The organism is Paenibacillus sp. RS8, from assembly GCF_041956825.1.
Classification (GTDB): domain Bacteria; phylum Bacillota; class Bacilli; order Paenibacillales; family Paenibacillaceae; genus Paenibacillus_AQ.
In genome coordinates, this window is record NZ_CP168131.1 from 2,061,489 (window position 1) to 2,077,599 (window position 16,111).

12 protein-coding genes are annotated in these 16,111 nt (G+C 45.5%); 10 read left to right on the forward strand and 2 right to left on the reverse strand.

Going from position 1 to position 16,111, the window contains the following annotated elements:
* Positions 1-3: 3 nt before the first annotated feature.
* From ACDZ28_RS10515 to ACDZ28_RS10550, 8 genes are all read left to right on the forward strand, one after another.
* Positions 4-3,231 (forward strand): cellobiose phosphorylase, encoded by a 3,228-nt coding sequence (locus ACDZ28_RS10515; protein ID WP_375104602.1) that lies wholly within the window; start codon positions 4-6, stop codon positions 3,229-3,231.
* Between the two features lie 218 nt (positions 3,232-3,449).
* Positions 3,450-4,439 carry a sugar ABC transporter permease gene (locus ACDZ28_RS10520; RefSeq protein ID WP_081389681.1) on the forward strand — a complete coding sequence of 330 codons (990 nt, stop codon included), beginning with the start codon at positions 3,450-3,452 and terminating at the stop codon, positions 4,437-4,439.
* Positions 4,440-4,457: 18 nt separating this feature from the next.
* Positions 4,458-5,348 (forward strand): carbohydrate ABC transporter permease, encoded by an 891-nt coding sequence (locus tag ACDZ28_RS10525; RefSeq protein ID WP_042123720.1) that lies wholly within the window; start codon positions 4,458-4,460, stop codon positions 5,346-5,348.
* A gap of 91 nt (positions 5,349-5,439) precedes the next feature.
* Positions 5,440-7,116, forward strand: a complete 1,677-nt coding sequence (locus tag ACDZ28_RS10530) for an extracellular solute-binding protein (protein ID WP_076116625.1) — start codon at positions 5,440-5,442, stop codon at positions 7,114-7,116.
* 65 nt (positions 7,117-7,181) lie between these two features.
* Positions 7,182-9,155 (forward strand): sensor histidine kinase, encoded by a 1,974-nt coding sequence (locus ACDZ28_RS10535; RefSeq protein WP_375104603.1) that lies wholly within the window; start codon positions 7,182-7,184, stop codon positions 9,153-9,155.
* The gene (locus ACDZ28_RS10540; protein WP_375104604.1) at positions 9,152-10,714 is read left to right on the forward strand and encodes a response regulator; all 1,563 of its coding nucleotides are present in this window, start codon (positions 9,152-9,154) and stop codon (positions 10,712-10,714) included. The genes ACDZ28_RS10535 and ACDZ28_RS10540 overlap by 4 nt, the downstream gene beginning before the upstream one ends.
* A gap of 148 nt (positions 10,715-10,862) precedes the next feature.
* Complete coding sequence (locus ACDZ28_RS10545; protein ID WP_375104605.1) at positions 10,863-11,666, forward strand: aminoglycoside N(3)-acetyltransferase; 804 nt, start codon at positions 10,863-10,865, stop codon at positions 11,664-11,666.
* Positions 11,667-11,704: 38 nt separating this feature from the next.
* Positions 11,705-12,343 carry a histidine phosphatase family protein gene (locus ACDZ28_RS10550; protein ID WP_375104606.1) on the forward strand — a complete coding sequence of 213 codons (639 nt, stop codon included), beginning with the start codon at positions 11,705-11,707 and terminating at the stop codon, positions 12,341-12,343.
* Positions 12,344-12,413: 70 nt separating this feature from the next.
* Here ACDZ28_RS10550 and serS read toward each other — a convergent pair whose 3' ends face one another.
* Entirely contained in the window at positions 12,414-13,712 is a 1,299-nt protein-coding gene (gene serS / locus ACDZ28_RS10555) for a serine--tRNA ligase (RefSeq protein WP_375104607.1), read from the reverse strand.
* A 147-nt stretch (positions 13,713-13,859) separates the two neighbouring features.
* Here serS and ACDZ28_RS10560 point away from each other — a divergent pair, with 147 nt between their 5' ends.
* Both ACDZ28_RS10560 and ssuE read left to right on the forward strand, forming a co-directional pair.
* Positions 13,860-14,063, forward strand: a complete 204-nt coding sequence (locus ACDZ28_RS10560; RefSeq protein ID WP_139328433.1) for a hypothetical protein — start codon at positions 13,860-13,862, stop codon at positions 14,061-14,063.
* Between the two features lie 147 nt (positions 14,064-14,210).
* Positions 14,211-14,759, forward strand: a complete 549-nt coding sequence (gene ssuE / locus ACDZ28_RS10565) for an NADPH-dependent FMN reductase (RefSeq protein ID WP_042123733.1) — start codon at positions 14,211-14,213, stop codon at positions 14,757-14,759.
* A 171-nt stretch (positions 14,760-14,930) separates the two neighbouring features.
* Here ssuE and ACDZ28_RS10570 read toward each other — a convergent pair whose 3' ends face one another.
* A complete protein-coding gene (locus ACDZ28_RS10570; RefSeq protein WP_042123735.1) occupies positions 14,931-15,962 on the reverse strand; it encodes a ribonucleotide-diphosphate reductase subunit beta in 1,032 nt (343 codons plus the stop codon).
* Between the last annotated feature and the right edge of the window lie 149 nt (positions 15,963-16,111).

A 16,111-nucleotide genomic window follows, 5' to 3' on the forward strand; every position in this document is an offset into this window, starting at 1 on the left:
AGTGTGAGCAACTATTATTTCGAATCAGGTACATTTGTAATGGAGCAATTTGACGAGGGAAAGCCTTTTTCCAGTTTCCTGCCGGGTCTTGCCGGACTGAAGGGAATTCCGATGTGGACTTTTTATGTGAACCGCGGTCAGGCCATTTGCAGCTTCGGGGTACGCGATAAGAACTCGCCGATCATGGAATTCTCACCCGCAAATATCTCTTATAAGAACGTGGGGACGACCGGGTTCAGAACCTTTATCAAGATTAAAGGGGAGCAAGAGATTTATGAGCCGTTTCAATCGGCACGTCCAGATCCTGCTGCCAAGCGGATCATGACGATTTTGCCTAATGGGCTTACCATTGAAGAAAGCCATGCCGGGCATGGTCTGAAGACGACTGTACACTATTTCAATCTGCCGAATGACGATTATGCGGCATTGGTACGTCGGGTAGAGATTGAGAACATCGGTGGCAAAGAGATCGAGTTAGAACTGATGGATGGTCTGCCAGAAATCCTGCCTTACGGTGTGGAGAATAGTGGATACAAGGAAATAGGTAATCTGCTGCGCAGCTGGATGGATGTATACAACTTAGAGAATGGCATTCCGTTCTATAAGCTGCGTTCCAGCACTAATGATAGTGCGCAGGTTAGTGAAATCACCAATGGACATTTCTATCTGTCCTTTACGGGAGAAGGAGAAAAAGTCTCGCCAATTGTCGATTTTGAGCTAGTCTTTGGTGGCAACACCTCGCTAACGTACCCAGACCGCTTTGCGGGATTAACCCTTGCCGAACTGGGCGAGCTTCCGCAATACCCGGTTAACAAGGTTCCGTGCGGTTTTAGCGGAGTGGCAAGACGTTTAGCACCAGGTAGCAATCTGATCCTGAATACACTGGTTGGACATGTAAATGACATCGACAAAATCAATAAGAAGGCAGAGCAGTTATGCCGCGATGAATATATCATGTCTAAATCTCAAGAGGCCGCAGGACTAACGGAAGAATTAACGGAAGACATTGCCACTCACACTTCATCGGCTGTGTTTGATGCGTATTGCCGTCAATCCTATCTCGATAACTTCCTGCGCGGAGGCTATCCTTTTGTCTTCGACAATGGTGGAGATGGCTTTGTAGTTCACTTATACTCGCGTAAGCATGGTGACTTGGAGCGTGACTACAACTTCTTCTCTCTCGCCCCAGAATATTATTCACAGGGGAACGGAAACTTCCGTGATATGAATCAGAATCGGCGGAACGATGTGTTTTTTAATCCGAAGGTGGGCAGCTTCAACATCAAAATGTTCTATAGCTTGATACAAGCGGACGGTTACAACCCGCTGAGCGTACAAGGAACAACCTTTGAAGTGAAACCGGATAGTAAGACGCAAGCTGTGAAGTGGATCGAGGAGGCTGCGGCAGATCATCAAGCTGAGCTTGTAAAGCTGTGCAGCACTCGGTTCACACCTGGTAGTTTAGTGAACTATATTGCAGATCATAACGTTACCCTGAAGGTAAGCGAACAACAATTTCTGTCGGGGCTACTAGCCTTGTCGCAACAAAACATTGAGGCTGCTTTTGGTGAAGGCTTCTGGTCGGATCACTGGACATATAATATGGATCTGGTAGTTGGTTATTTGGATATCTTCCCTGACAAAAAGCAGGAGCTTCTGTTTGGGGATAACACCTATGCGTTCTATGACAGCCCGGCGTATGTGCTGCCACGAAGTGAGAAATATGTAATCAGTGATGGAAAGGCTCGGCAATATGGTGCACTTCTTGAGGATGAGGAGAAGCTGCACAAGCTGAAATGGAAAGCTGGAGATACCCATTGGCTGCGTACCGAAGGTGGACACGGTGCCATTTACCACACCAATCTGTTCGTGAAGATGCTGTCTCTTGCCTTGAATAAATTCGCTACACTTGACCCTTACGGTATGGGGATAGAGATGGAAGGCAATAAGCCGGGCTGGAACGATGCTATGAATGGACTGCCGGGATTGTTCGGCTCCGGAATGAGTGAGACTTTTGAGCTGAAACGTACCGTAGTCTTTTTGCTAGAGGCTCTGAAAGGCAAAGAGAACGTCCAAGGCGCTGTAGACTTGCCAGAAGAAATTGCACAGCTGCTTGAAGAGGTACATCGTGCGGTAACGGCTGTCCTAGCAGGAGATTTGGAACAATTCAATTATTGGGACATTGTAGCTTCAGCGCGTGAGGCTTATAGAGCACGTATTCGTTTCGGTATTACTGGGGCTGAGTCTGCAGTAGCCTTAGAATACATTCGTGAAGCCCTCTCCAAATTCTTAGTTAAAATCGACGAGGGGATCAACAAGGCGGTAGAACTCGGTAACGGACTTACCCCAACCTATTTCCGCTTTGAGGCGAAGAAATTCCAGCAGGTAACAGATGCTGAAGGTCAACCGGTACTTAGCGGATACGGTCTGCCAAAAGCTGTAGTGGAGGAGTTTGAGGTATATGCTTTGCCATACTTCCTTGAGGGACCTACTCGCTGGTTGAAGACGTTGAAAGATCCGGTGCAAGTCAAAGAAATCTACAATTTGATTAAGCAAACGGAGCTGTATGATCCGACTACGTCTATGTACCAAACCTCGGTTAGCCTAGAGGGAGAGTCTCATGAGATCGGGCGAATGAGAGCCTTCACACCAGGCTGGCTAGAGCGGGAGTCTAACTTCCTGCATATGTCCTACAAGTATTTGCTTGAGCTGCTGAAGGGCGGTCTATATGAGGAATTCTACGGCGAGCTGAAGACGTCGCTGGTGCCGTTCCTTGATCCTGCGGTTTATGGACGCAGTACACTGGAGAACTCATCTTTTATCGCAACTGGAGGGAATCCTGATCCCAATAACCACGGTAGAGGGTTCGTAGCAAGACTAAGTGGATCGACCGCTGAATTCCTCAGTATGTGGAGAACGATGATGGCCGGAAGCCATATTTTCAGAGTAGAAGATGGACAGCTTACGTTATCTTTGGGTCCGGTTCTACCGGGCTGGCTATTTGATGAACAAGGCAATCTTTCTTTCACATTCCTTGGTGGTACGGAAGTAACGTATTCGAACCCGCAACGTGAGAATACGTTTGGTGAGAAGAAGGCTGTTATTCAGAGCATGACGCTCGTCTATCACGATGGTACGGTGGCTGAAATTTCTGGAGCACTCGTTCGTGGGGAAGAGGCAGAGGCTCTGCGGCGTGGTGAGATCAAGCAAATTCGAGCAATAATGGCATAGAAAATAAGGGAGGGCCTAGGCCCTCCCTTATTTTTTTCTCCAAATATAAGAAAGTCTTTGAAGGACGCCGAAGGTGTTTTAGCTTGAACCCGAAAAATGGAACCTATAACCCGAAATTCAAAGCCTTACGGAGACAGGCAAAAGCAAATACAATAAATACATAGATATTGTAAGCGCTTCAGAAAAAGAAAAAGATATGTAGCCTGGAGGTCCAAAGGATGGAGAACAAAAAAAGCGTGGAAGTAAGTCCAGCGATGAATCCGTTAATTCCTGGCAATTTCGAAACCGGTAAAGTAAATCGTAACTCGCTGTGGAGGAGATTTGTAGCCCAGCGTCATTTACAGACCATGGCCCTACTAGGCGTAGCCTGGATGATCATCTTCAACTACATTCCAATGTATGGAGTTATTATTGCCTTCAAAGAGTTCAATATCGTAAAATCAATTTCCGAAGCTCCATGGGTAGGACTAGCTCATTTCAAAGAATTCCTACAAGATGAAAGCTTGGTTGACGTTATTAGGAATACGTTAGGCATTAGCTTAATTAAGCTCTTCATCGGGTTTCCACTGCCGATTATATTCGCACTATTCTTGAACGAGGTTCGTTCGGTGAGATTCAAAAAGTGGATTCAGACGATTTCGTATTTACCTCACTTTCTCTCATGGGTTGTACTTGGCGGTATTCTAGCGACATGGCTAGCGGATATAGGAATTATCAATAACATCTTGTTAGCGCTAAATATCATTGATCAGCCAATTACCTATTTGGCCGAACCTAGCTACTTCTGGACGATTGTTATTTCCTCTGATATCTGGAAGGAACTTGGATGGTCAGCGATTATATATCTGGCAGCAATCTCTGGTGTATCTCCTGAAATGTATGAGGCGGCTACGATTGATGGTGCCGGAAGATTCCAGAAGATGTGGTTTGTTACGCTGCCGGCCATTAAATCGACGATCAGTATTCTCTTCATTCTTGCAGTCAGTGGTGTACTAAGCTCCAACTTCGATCAGATCTTGGTGCTACGTAACTCGTTGAATGATAGTGCAAGTAATGTAATCGATTATTATGTGTACTACACAGGGATTCTCTCAGGCCGCTTCTCCTATTCGGCTGCGGTTGGACTATTAAAATCGATTATTGCTCTAATCTTGCTGCTGATAGCTAACCAAGTGTCTAAAAAAATCAACGATACATCATTGTTCTAGGATAAGGAGGACCTACACATGTTTGCTCTCAATCGCAAAACGAAGGGCGAGGCCCTATTCGATATCGTCAACAATATCATTATGCTGTGTATTTGCTTCATAACGCTTTATCCGATCTGGTACGTACTCGTCAATGCCTTTAATGAAGGTACGGACGCTATGCGAGGTGGTATATACTGGTGGCCGCGGGTGTTCAGTCTAGGAAACTTCAAGGCAGTGTTCGACAGCCCTGGCATTATGCAGGCGATGTGGATCACCGTTGCCAAAACAGTGATCGGTACAGTCCTGCATGTATTTTTCACAGCGATGGTAGCCTATGCATTTTCTCGTAAAGGCTTGATTGGCGGAAAGTTTTACATGCTTATGGGTACAGTTACGCTCTTCTTCGCGGGAGGGTTGATCCCGAGCTTCTTGCTTATCAAAGACCTTCAGTTACTAGATAATTTCTTAGTGTATATCATTCCTGCGATGTTTAGCTTCTTTGATCTTATTATCTTCATGACCTTCTTCCGAGAGATCCCTGAAGGATTGGAGGAAGCGGCCCGGATTGATGGGGCTAATGATTGGTCCATCTTCCTACGAATTGTGCTTCCAGTGTCTATGCCTGTTATTGCGACCATTGCGCTGTTCCACGGCGTGTTCCAATGGAATGATTATTTTACAGGCATGATCTATATCAATAATACAGAGCTACAGCCCATTCAGACGTATCTGTTCCGCGTTGTAGCACAATCTAGCTCGACGCAAATGATGGTTGCTGCACAAGGTAGCGGTATGACAAGAAGCGTAACATCACAGTCTATTAAGCTGGCGACGATGGTGGTCACCACACTTCCTATCGTGTTCGTATATCCTTTCTTACAACGCTACTTTGTTAAAGGCATGATGATCGGCTCCATTAAGGGCTGATCCTTAGTAAAGGTAACTCCTCCAGCAGCTCATCTCTATGAGCTCTGGGGTTGAGCTTATAATTAACAATCATAGAAAAGGGGTAAAGAATATGGGTATGAAACGCAAACCGAGAACAGCGATGGCTCTACTTCTGGCAGCGGTTATGGCCTTGTCAGCTGCAGGCTGTTCCAGTGGAAATAACGCTAAAGGAAATTCGGATGGCACTAAAGAAACGAACACGGGGGCGACGGATACACCTGCTGCTACATTGTCTGCTGATGAACCAGGTTGGAAGATTGACACTTCACCGATTACGTTTGACTGGTATCTGAACTTCTCTTGGTTCCCCAACAAATGGGGCGTGGACCCAACTTCCCAATATGTAACTAAGAAAACCGGCGTTGATATTAATTTCATCGTTCCGGCTGGTAACGAGAATGAGAAGCTGAACACACTGATTGCCTCTGGTAAATTGCCAGATTTCATTACATTGGGCTTCTATGAAGATGCGATAAAGAAAATTATCGAAGGTGATCTTGCACTACCACTGAACGAGCTTGCTGATCAATATGATCCTTATTTCTACAAAGTATCCGATAAAGATAAGCTGAATTGGTACACTCAAGAAGATGGTAATGTGTACGGCTACCCGAACTCTTCTTCCTCTCCTGCCGACTATGAGAAATATGGAGAGAACTACGTATCCAACCAAGTATTCGCGGTACGTAAGGATATGTATGAAGCGATTGGCAGTCCTGATATGCGCACACCAGAAGGATTCTTGAATGCGCTTAAGTTAGCGAAAGAGAAATTTCCTGACGTAAATGGACAACCGCTAATCCCGCTTGGTCTGCATGAGTTTGGTGTAAACGGTAATGATTCTCTGGAAGGTTATCTTCAGAACTTCCTGGCGATTCCTAGAGAAAAAGATGGTCAGGTATATGCCCGTGAGACAGATCCTGAATATATCCGCTGGATGAAGACGCTTCGTCAAGCGAATCAGGATGGACTGCTTGCTAAAGATATCTTTATCGATAAACGTCCACAAATGGAAGAGAAGATCGCTCAAGGCCGTTATTTCGCGATGCTCTATCAACGTACAGACTTTGCAGCGCAACTAGGTACGATTTACCAACAAGATCCTAGCAAAACTTATATTGCTATTGATGGTCCTTCGAATACGAACTTGGATCAACCGACCCTTGACGGACCTGCGATCGCAGGCTGGACAGTGACGCTGATCTCCAAAGATGTGAAGGATAAAGCTCGCGCTATCCGCTTCCTAAGCTACTTGAACAGTGAAGAAGGTAATAAAGACTTGTTCCTCGGTGAAAAGGGTGTCAGCTACGAAACGATTGATGGCAAAGACCAATTTAAGCCTGAAGTGTTTGATCTAATGAATAAGGATCGTTCGGCATTTGATAAGCAATACGGATCTTCGTTCACCTACTGGATGATGCAGAACACGAATATCACGGATCAATGGGCACCTAAATCAGTAGAACCTTTTAAACAATTGGAAGATTGGACGAGAGGAAAAGCGACTAGTACTTCAACATTCCAACAGATTGATCCTACAGGTAACTCCCCTGAAGGCATCATTGCTACAAAGCTGAAAGAACTGCGTGGGAAGACGATTCCTAAGCTGCTTATGGCTTCTTCAGATGCTGAGTTCGATAAAATATGGACTGAGTATTTAGCGAAACAAAAGGATATAGGTGTAGATAAATTCCAAGCCTATCAACAGAAAAAGTATGAAGAGAACAAAGTGAAGCTCGCCCAATAAAATATAACCCAGAAGCCCGCTGATTGCGGGTTTTTGGGTTATTTTCAAACAAGAATAAGGTATAGTTGTTAAGTAAGTTAAGTATGTTAAGTATTCACGATATTAGCGAGGTGAACGTTGAAGAAGTGAAGAGGGAGAATTTGCGTGAGCGCAGCAGAGAAATATGGAATTCCTTCTTGTATTGGTGGGGGCGAAGGTCGCTGCAGAGTCGTTTGATTGCTGCCTATGTTTTTATTATTATAGGTCCGTGCTTGTTGGTGTCCGTCTATTTTTATGAGTCTATCAACAATACCTATTTCCGAGATGCTGTTGAGAAAAATGAATATTTGCTGCAAATGGAAAAATTGCATATCCACAATCAAATTGAAGCGATGGAGCGGGCAGCACAGATGGCGTATTCTGACTCGGATGTTAAAGACTTTCTTGCGAATGAGACTGAGCCGATGCTTGAAGATTTGGTTGATTTTAATACAAATGCTTATGTGAATATGACACGTATTCAATTTAATAATCCGAATATTGAGCATTTACGGCTGTATTCGAAAAGTAAAACGATGCATGAAATTTGGCCGATTTTATTTCGTGAAGAGCGAGTCTCTTCCGAGCCCTGGTACCAGAAAGCACAGCAGTTGGAGGGACAGGAGTACTGGTCTTTTCAAAGGAGTGATCCGGATCTGATGCAGAGATACTTGGGTGCACCGACTGAGAGTTTGCCGAAGGTTTCTTTACTACGTGAGATGAGTCGTCCTGCTGGCAACCATATTGGGATGGTTCAAGTAGATATGATGTTGAACCGCTTTACGCCAAAGACATATACCGATGTACGGGATAACCAGACACAAATGTTCCTTGTAGATGGTGAGCTCCAGCTATTTACTCGTCCGGATCAGTCTTTTCTTCAGGATAACGAGGAGATGGCCAGTGTTATTACTGAACGATACAAGAACTTCAGGGCTACTGGTGAATGGGATAGCAGTTATTCAGCCAACGGTAAATCTTATTTACTTATTAACACACCGCTGGAACGCATTGATGCTTATCTGTTAAATGTGGTCTCAACGGAGGGTGTTTTGAAGGATATCTCCCGTACACGCAACTTTATTATTGGAGCTAACATCGGATTTATTATTTTACTCACGTTGATCGCTTATGTGATGAATGCCTTTATTCTAAAAAATCTGCGCAGATTGACCGAAACGATGAAAAGCGTGCGCAGAGGTGAAGCCTATAGTGGAATTACGATTCGGGGTGGGGGAGAAGTCGGTGAGCTTGCCCATCATTTCTCTAAGCTAATGAATACAATTAATACGTTGGTCGCTCAGGCTGTGAGTAAGCAGGCATTGTCCAAAGAGGCTGAGCTGCGTACGCTGCATAATCAAATAGATGCACATTTTTTGTATAACACACTTGAAAATATTAAAATGCTTGCTGAAATTGAAAATCAACGAACGATATCAGACGCACTAACTTCGCTCGGTGGAATGATGCGTTATAATTTCAAATGGTCTGGGGAGTATGTGAAGCTTCGCGATGAAGTCCGCCATATTGAGAATTACATTGAAGTAATGAATATTCGTTTTGAGTACCCGGTTAAGCTTGTACTTCATATTGAACCTCGATATTTGGAGCTGGAGGTGCTGAAAATGTCACTGCAGCCTATTGTAGAGAACAGTGTTAAGCATGCTTGGAACGGTGAGAAAGAGAATTTAGAGGACCCGAACATTCATATTCATATTTCGGAAACGGAAGGTGATATTTCCATAGAGCTTCGTGATAATGGTATCGGTCTTACCCCAGAACGTCTAGTTGCTTTAAACGAGGCGATATATGCTAAGGATGAATGTTGTGACAGCTCTTGTGAACAGAAGAAGGATGTAAACCGAAGAGCAGGTGGCATAGGGCTACGGAATGTACACCAGCGTCTGCAAATCTTTTATGGCGAAGAATACGGGCTTGTAGTACAGAGCGAGGCAGGAAGTTGGACGATGGTACGTCTGACCTTGCCGAAAGTTCTTTTGACGGGAGAAAAACAACCATGAAGAAATTACTGATCGTTGATGATGAGAAAAATATCCGTGTAGGTCTGAAGATCATGATTGAAAGGGAATTTCCGTCCGCATATACGATCATAATGGCGAGCAACGGCGCAGAGGCGCTCGAGGTATTTAAGACAGACGGTGCAGATATTATTATTACGGATATTCGTATGCCGGTGATGGACGGAATTATGCTTTTGGAGCAGTTATCTGTAGAAGTTGGGAGCGAGAAAAGACCAGCAGTGGTAATCCTAAGTGGGTATGATGATTTCGAATATGCTAAATGTGCTATACGTTATCGTGTGAAGGATTATCTACTTAAGCCGATTCGCCGAGATGAGCTGTTCGAAATCTTGAAGCATATCCATAAGGAACTGGAAGAACAGGAGTTCAGTGTCAAGAAAATAGAGCGGGAAACAGAACAGTTTCGTAAAGAGCTACGCTCCAGCCGTTTGCGGGGACTGCTGCAGCAGCAGGAGGTTCAATTGGAGTCCGAGCAGCAAGCGGAGCTAGAGGGGTTGGAGGTTCCTTTTATAGTAGGTGTGCTGAATTACTACTATAATGATGGTACACGGATGAAATCTGCAGAAGTTCAGGGGCTCATCGAACGTTTGATGGGGCCGATTGAGAAGTGTTTTTTGGAAATTATAACGGACTGGGATGGCAGATTAGTCTTGATCGGGACTAGTACTCAGAGCTTTATGGAGCTGTCCCGTCAAGCTGGTGCTAGAGAAATAAACGGTTTATCAATCGGAATCAGCAGTGAGGGAAAAAGTCTCGAAGTACTTCGTTCTTGTTATAAGGAAGCGTGCCGGGCATTGCAGTATACTTTTTTATATCCGCAAGAAAATCTTTTGGATTATGAGGGTGTCAGTCAAGAACGACGTAATTTTCCTTTGCCGAAGGAGGAGCTTCGGAAGCTGCTTAATATGCTTGGAACCGAACGTGAGAAGGAAATAAAGTACCTGCTGTCCGTTATTTTTCAGACTGAGCATTTGAAGGAACTGGACTTGTCTTATCTTGAGAACGTGGGTCAGAGTATCAATGAGCAGGTGCTGGATGAAGTATTTCGGGTATATGGCGAAGCCTCTGTGGAGGTGCTAAAGCTATATCGTACGGTTGGTAATATGTATAATTATCGTCATTTCCATGATTATTATCGAGCGCTTGAGAATTTGCTCCTGAGTGTGAATGATTACATCTTAGGGGTACGGTCTGCTCATACGGAGCATGCTGATATGGAGGAAGCGCTGAATTATATTGAAACGAACTATGCTCGTCCACTAAATATGGCTATGGTTAGTAATCATGTGTCTTTGAATTATTCTTATTTTAGCGAAGCCTTCAAGGCATATACCGGTGAGAATTTTGTCATTTATTTAAAAAAGGTTCGTATCCGTCATGCAAAAGCACTGCTAGCGAAGGGATGTAGCAAGCTTGCCGAAGTCTCGGAAAAAGTAGGCTTTGAGAACAGTAAGCAATTTGCCCGTGTATTCAAAGAGTTGGAAGGGATCTCTCCAGGGGATTATAGAGCCAAAATACTGTCTGAAGATTTGTCGTAAATGACAGGACAAGTAGCTATAGTATATATCATTGCTGCGCTTGTAACCGTAGTGAATATTATGGGTGTCGTTAGAAGTGATCCTCCTATATAATGGCTGTGAGAAGCTTTGCTAGAATTAGCAACATGAGAGTTTGGAGGAATGAAGGGTGGAAGAAATTCAAGGGAATTTGATTACAGTTCAGACGCTGGCAGAGGATTTTCGGAGACTGGGTGTTCAGGCGGGGATGACGATTCTACTGCATTCGTCCTTCAAATCGCTAGGCCAATGGGTGGCAGGTGGGCCGGTTGCCGTTATTTTGGCGCTGGAGGAGGTTCTCGGAGAATCAGGCACACTTGTGATGCCGACTCATTCCAGCGATCTGACAGACCCTGCTGGCTGGAGTAACCCGCCGGTACCCGAGTCATGGTGGCAGACTATCCGGGAGCAGATGCCTGCTTATGATCCAGACCTGACTCCGCTGAGAGGGATGGGGATTATTCCAGACTCTTTTCGTAGACAAAAAGGGGTGAAGCGCAGCGATCATCCGATTCATTCATTTGCGGCTTGGGGCAAGCATAGAGATGAGATTGTATATGGTCACACCCTCGAATACGGTTTGGGGGAAGATTCTCCACTAGCTCGTATTTATGATCTGGGTGGAAGTGTGCTGCTGCTAGGTGTAGGAAATCTAAACAATACTTCATTACATCTTGCTGAATGCCGAGCCTTGTATGAAGGAAAGAAGGAAGTCATTGGCGGGGCACCCATGATGGTGGATGGTCATAGGCAGTGGGTGGAATTCAAGGAGCTAGATTGGAACTCTGACGATTTCGTTGTACTGGCTGAGCAATTCGGACAAGAGGCAGGGCTCATTACATATGGTCATATCGCCTCAGCTACAGCTCAACTGATTCCGCAACGTGAAATCGTTGACTTTGCAGTGAACTGGATGGAGCGAAACAGGAAGTAGACTATCTCTGGTTTTGGGAGTAGGAGGAGAAGCGGCGGATGAGTACTACAACGATATATTTAACGCGTCATGGGCAGACGGAATGGAATGTGCAGAATCGTATGCAAGGTCATATGGATTCTGCCCTCACGACACTTGGCGTACAACAGGCGGAATGGTTGAGCCGGGGAATGCAGGCTATAGATCTGGATATCATTTATGCAAGCTCCAGCGCAAGAGCACTGCGTACAGCTGAGATTATACGTGGAGAGCGGGATGTTCCGCTGAAGATTTCCGATGCATTCAAAGAAATTGGCATGGGCGTATGGGAAGGTAGAGATTCTGCTGAACTGGCGGCTCAGTATTCGGACCAGCATCGTTATTTCTGGAAGGATCCCGACCAGTTTAAAGTGGAGGGCAGCGAGACCTTCGCAGAGGTGCAGACAAGAGCGCTAGAGAAGCTTCAGGAAATTCTCAAGGCTCATCAGGGTGAGGCGATTCTTATCGTAACGCATACGGTAGTGATCAAGCTCTTGATGGCTTATTTCGAGCGCAGAGAGTTGCCTAAGCTGTGGGATCTGCCTTACATATATCCAACCTGCTTATCCAGAATTGATTTTACGGATGGCGTGCCGGAGATCCTGTTGCATGGGGATACAAGTCATTATGAAGAGAATGAGACGGGGATGGAAAGTTAGGATAAATAGTTTTTTTGAAAAAAAGACGATCTCTTAGTGCCTGCTGCACTTAGAAAATCGTCTTTTTGTGCTATTTATTCATCGCTTGATGTGGAAACTCTAGTTGCTCTAATCCATCCATATATTTGCGCAGCGCCTGAGGGATGTAGATAGAACCATCCTCTTGCTGGTGATTCTCCAGCAGCGGGATTAGAATTCTTGGTGTAGCCACTGCGGTGTTATTTAAGGTATGGCAGTATTGTAAGCGACCGTCTGCATCACGATAACGGATGCCCGAACGGCGAGCTTGGAAATCGAGTAGATTAGAAGCCGAATGGGTCTCACCGTATGCGCCTCTGCTAGGCATCCATGTCTCGATGTCATATTGCTTATGTGTCTTCAGGGACATATCTCCTGTGCAGACGGCCATGACCCGATAGGGGAGCTCTAAGAGCTGGAGAATATGCTCAGCATTCGCGAGGATTTCGTGAAGCATATGGTCCGACTCACCTTCATCATTACGGCATAATACGACTTGTTCGATCTTCGAGAACTGATGAACACGGTACAGACCACGAACATCTCGCCCGGCTGATCCAACTTCACGGCGGAAGCAGGTCGACATTCCAGCAAGTCGCATGGGTGTGTCTAGTTCCACAATCTCGTCGCTGTAGAGCGAAACTAGCGACACTTCCGATGTGCCCACCAGCCAGCGGTTATCTCCGCTTAGCTCGTATGTCTGATCCATCCCTCCAGGGAAGAAACCCGTGCGTTCCAGCGCTTCCGGACGGACAATCACGGGAACATCCATCACAGTAAATCCGCGTGCAGTGAGAACATCTAGAGCCAGTCTCTGTACAGCGAGATGTAGCCTTAGGCCTGCTCCTTTAAGTACATAGCTGCGAGGCCCACCGGCTTTGACGCCACGGGGGATATCAATGATATCGTGTAGCTCGCCTAACTCCACATGATCACGAGGCGTAAAGGCGAATTCCGGCACAGCTCCATTCAGCCGCAGTTCTACGTTATCTTGATCATCGTGACCGATGGGTGTGTCCTGCGACACTGGATTCGGTGCGAGCAGCATGAGCTCTCTACAGCGGCTTTCAGCCTCGTTCAGATCTGCTTCCAGCAGGTTTAGCCGATGATTGAGTTCTCGTACCTGTGCCTTGACGATCTCTCCAGCAGGGCGGTCACCCTTACGTAGTAATTGTTCAACCTTTTTAGTTAGCCCATTACGTTCGGCTCTCATTTGTTCGGTTTCTTGACGCAGGCCCCGGCGCTTTTCATCCCAATCCAGCAATTCATCCAGTGGGAAGTCGACTCTTTTCCAGGTGGCAGTGTTTCTTACAAGTTCTTGATTATCCTTAATCCAGTTCATTTCCAGCATATCGCTCGCTCCTTTTTGTTTAAAAGATAAGAAAGTATAAGGTTCACACTTCACTTTATCCTTCTAATTCTCGCATAAACACTTACCGTCCTTATAAGGACGCTGAAGGTATTTAAGCTTGAAAAAACGCAAAAAACGCCCTCATCCATGGGACGAGGAGCGTCAGCTCGCGGTGCCACCCAGGTTGATCGAATCTTCTTAACAACAGAAAAGGATTCGACCCTCTTTGGTCTTCGCGGTAACGGGCGAAACCCGGTGAACTTAGGGAGTCAGTATAGGCTCCGGTCGCAGACGCCTCACGGTTGGATGCCGGTCATTGGCCTGATTTTTGGATTTAATATTGTTGCTTAGTATATCGTAAGAGTGGGATGAGCGCAAGCGTTTATAGTTTGACAATAATATCTAATCTGCGATAGGATTAGTATTAATTTAAAGTATTCCTGTCGGGATAAATATTTGCAGTGTAAGCTGCTTAAATGGGATGGAAGAGGTGGAGAAGTGGCTAAAATTGTTGTGATTAACGGAACGCCTTCCCTGGTATCGCGCATAAATGCAGTTATAGAGTATGCGGAGGCAAGCTTAACCGATCAGGGCTTTGAGGTTGAGCGTATTAACGTAGCCGAGCTACCAGCGGAAGATTTGATTCATACCAAGTTTGAGAGCGATTCTATCGTCAAAGCGAATGGCCTTGTAGCCGAAGCGGACGCGGTAATCGTGGTTAGCCCGGTTTATAAAGCCTCCTATACAGGTGTGCTGAAGACCTTCTTGGATCTAGTTCCACAAAAGGGGTTGGCCGGCAAAATCGTACTCCCGCTCTTCATGGGCGGCAGTCTTGCACATCTTCTTACGATTGATTATGCGTTGAAGCCTGTGTTGTCTGTACTCGGCGCACGCTATATTCTCGGTGGTGTGTATGCTGTGGATTCTCAGGTGGTTCGTAATGATCACGGAGTGGTAGAGCTTGCTGAGGAGCTGAAGCTGCGTCTGAATGATGCGCTAGCTGAGCTGGCAGAAGAAACTACACATCGAGTAGAGCGCAAGGTGTAGACTACGCAGCGGAGATTCTGCTTCGGATGGATTCATATCAAATATATTAGCGTCTCATTCATACCTGATACAAGGGGTGAAGGGACGCTTTTTGCTATAGCAAAGAGGCCATCTCACTGTGAAAGTAGAGAATGGCCTCTTTTTTTATATAGGGTTCGTTATAATCCGGTCTTACAAATCGTCGAATCCGTTATCGTCGCCAACCTTACCGTAGTTACGGGATTTAGCTTCGAAGAAGTCGGTTTTGGTGGCATTAAGAGCATCATCGGAGAAAGGCTTGATCCAAGGCATGCAGTTTACGTCAACGCCTTGGTAAGCTTTTTCCATACCCATCAAGGTTAAGCGTTTGTTCGCTGTATATTTGATGTAGTCGCTAAGCTCGTTAAGATCAATACCGCGGACATTAGTGAGGGTATAGTAAGCCCAGTTGGTTTCGAGCTCTACCGCGCGGTCGATCGTACGGTACACGTAATCCATGTTCTCCTTAGTGTTCAACTCAGGGAAATCTACAAGCAGCTGTTTAAATACTTCTGCGAAGAAGTAGCAGTGCTGATTCTCGTCACGTTGGATATAAGAGATCATTTGGCTGGTTGCCATCATCTTCTGGTCACGGGCCAGATTGTAGAAGAAGGCGAAGGTGCTGTAGAAGAAAATTCCTTCTAGGATGAGATCCGCTACCAGCGCATGGAAAAAGGTTTGTTTTGATGGATTATCACGGAACTCTTGATAAATATCGGAGATAAACTGATTACGCTCCAGTAGAACCGGATCCTTCTTCCAATATTCAAAAATCTCTTTCTGTTCACTATCCGACACAATAGAGGATAGAACATAGGAATAGGATTGGTTATGCACTACTTCCTGTTGTCCAATAATGGCAGAGATAGCTTCTAGTGAGGAGTCGGTAAAATAACGCTTCACGTCGCCGACGAACATCGTCTGCATCGAATCTAGCACGGCGAGCAGGGAGATATTAATCTTAAATACGCGTTGCTCTTCCGCATCCAGCATTGGGAATTGTTGCGCATCTTTGGACATTGGGATTTCATCCGCGATCCAGTGATTAAGCAGCAGTACCTTGTAGAGCTTGTACATATGCGGCATGCGGATATCGTTCCAGTTCAGAATGCCTGAGCATTCACCGTCGATGATGCGTGTGGACTGGTTAGGTGCTTCAGTATTAAAAATCTTTTGTAGTTGCATTTATTTTCCCTCCATTTTTTTGCGCGGGTAATCTTTCTTTGGTGTCTTGTTCATAGAAAGACGGTGATGGAGTAACGGAGAGGAAGTTTGGAGCTGTAGGAGCGTCAGCGACCGCCTTTGTCATCGGATGTCATCCGCTAATAGCGGTA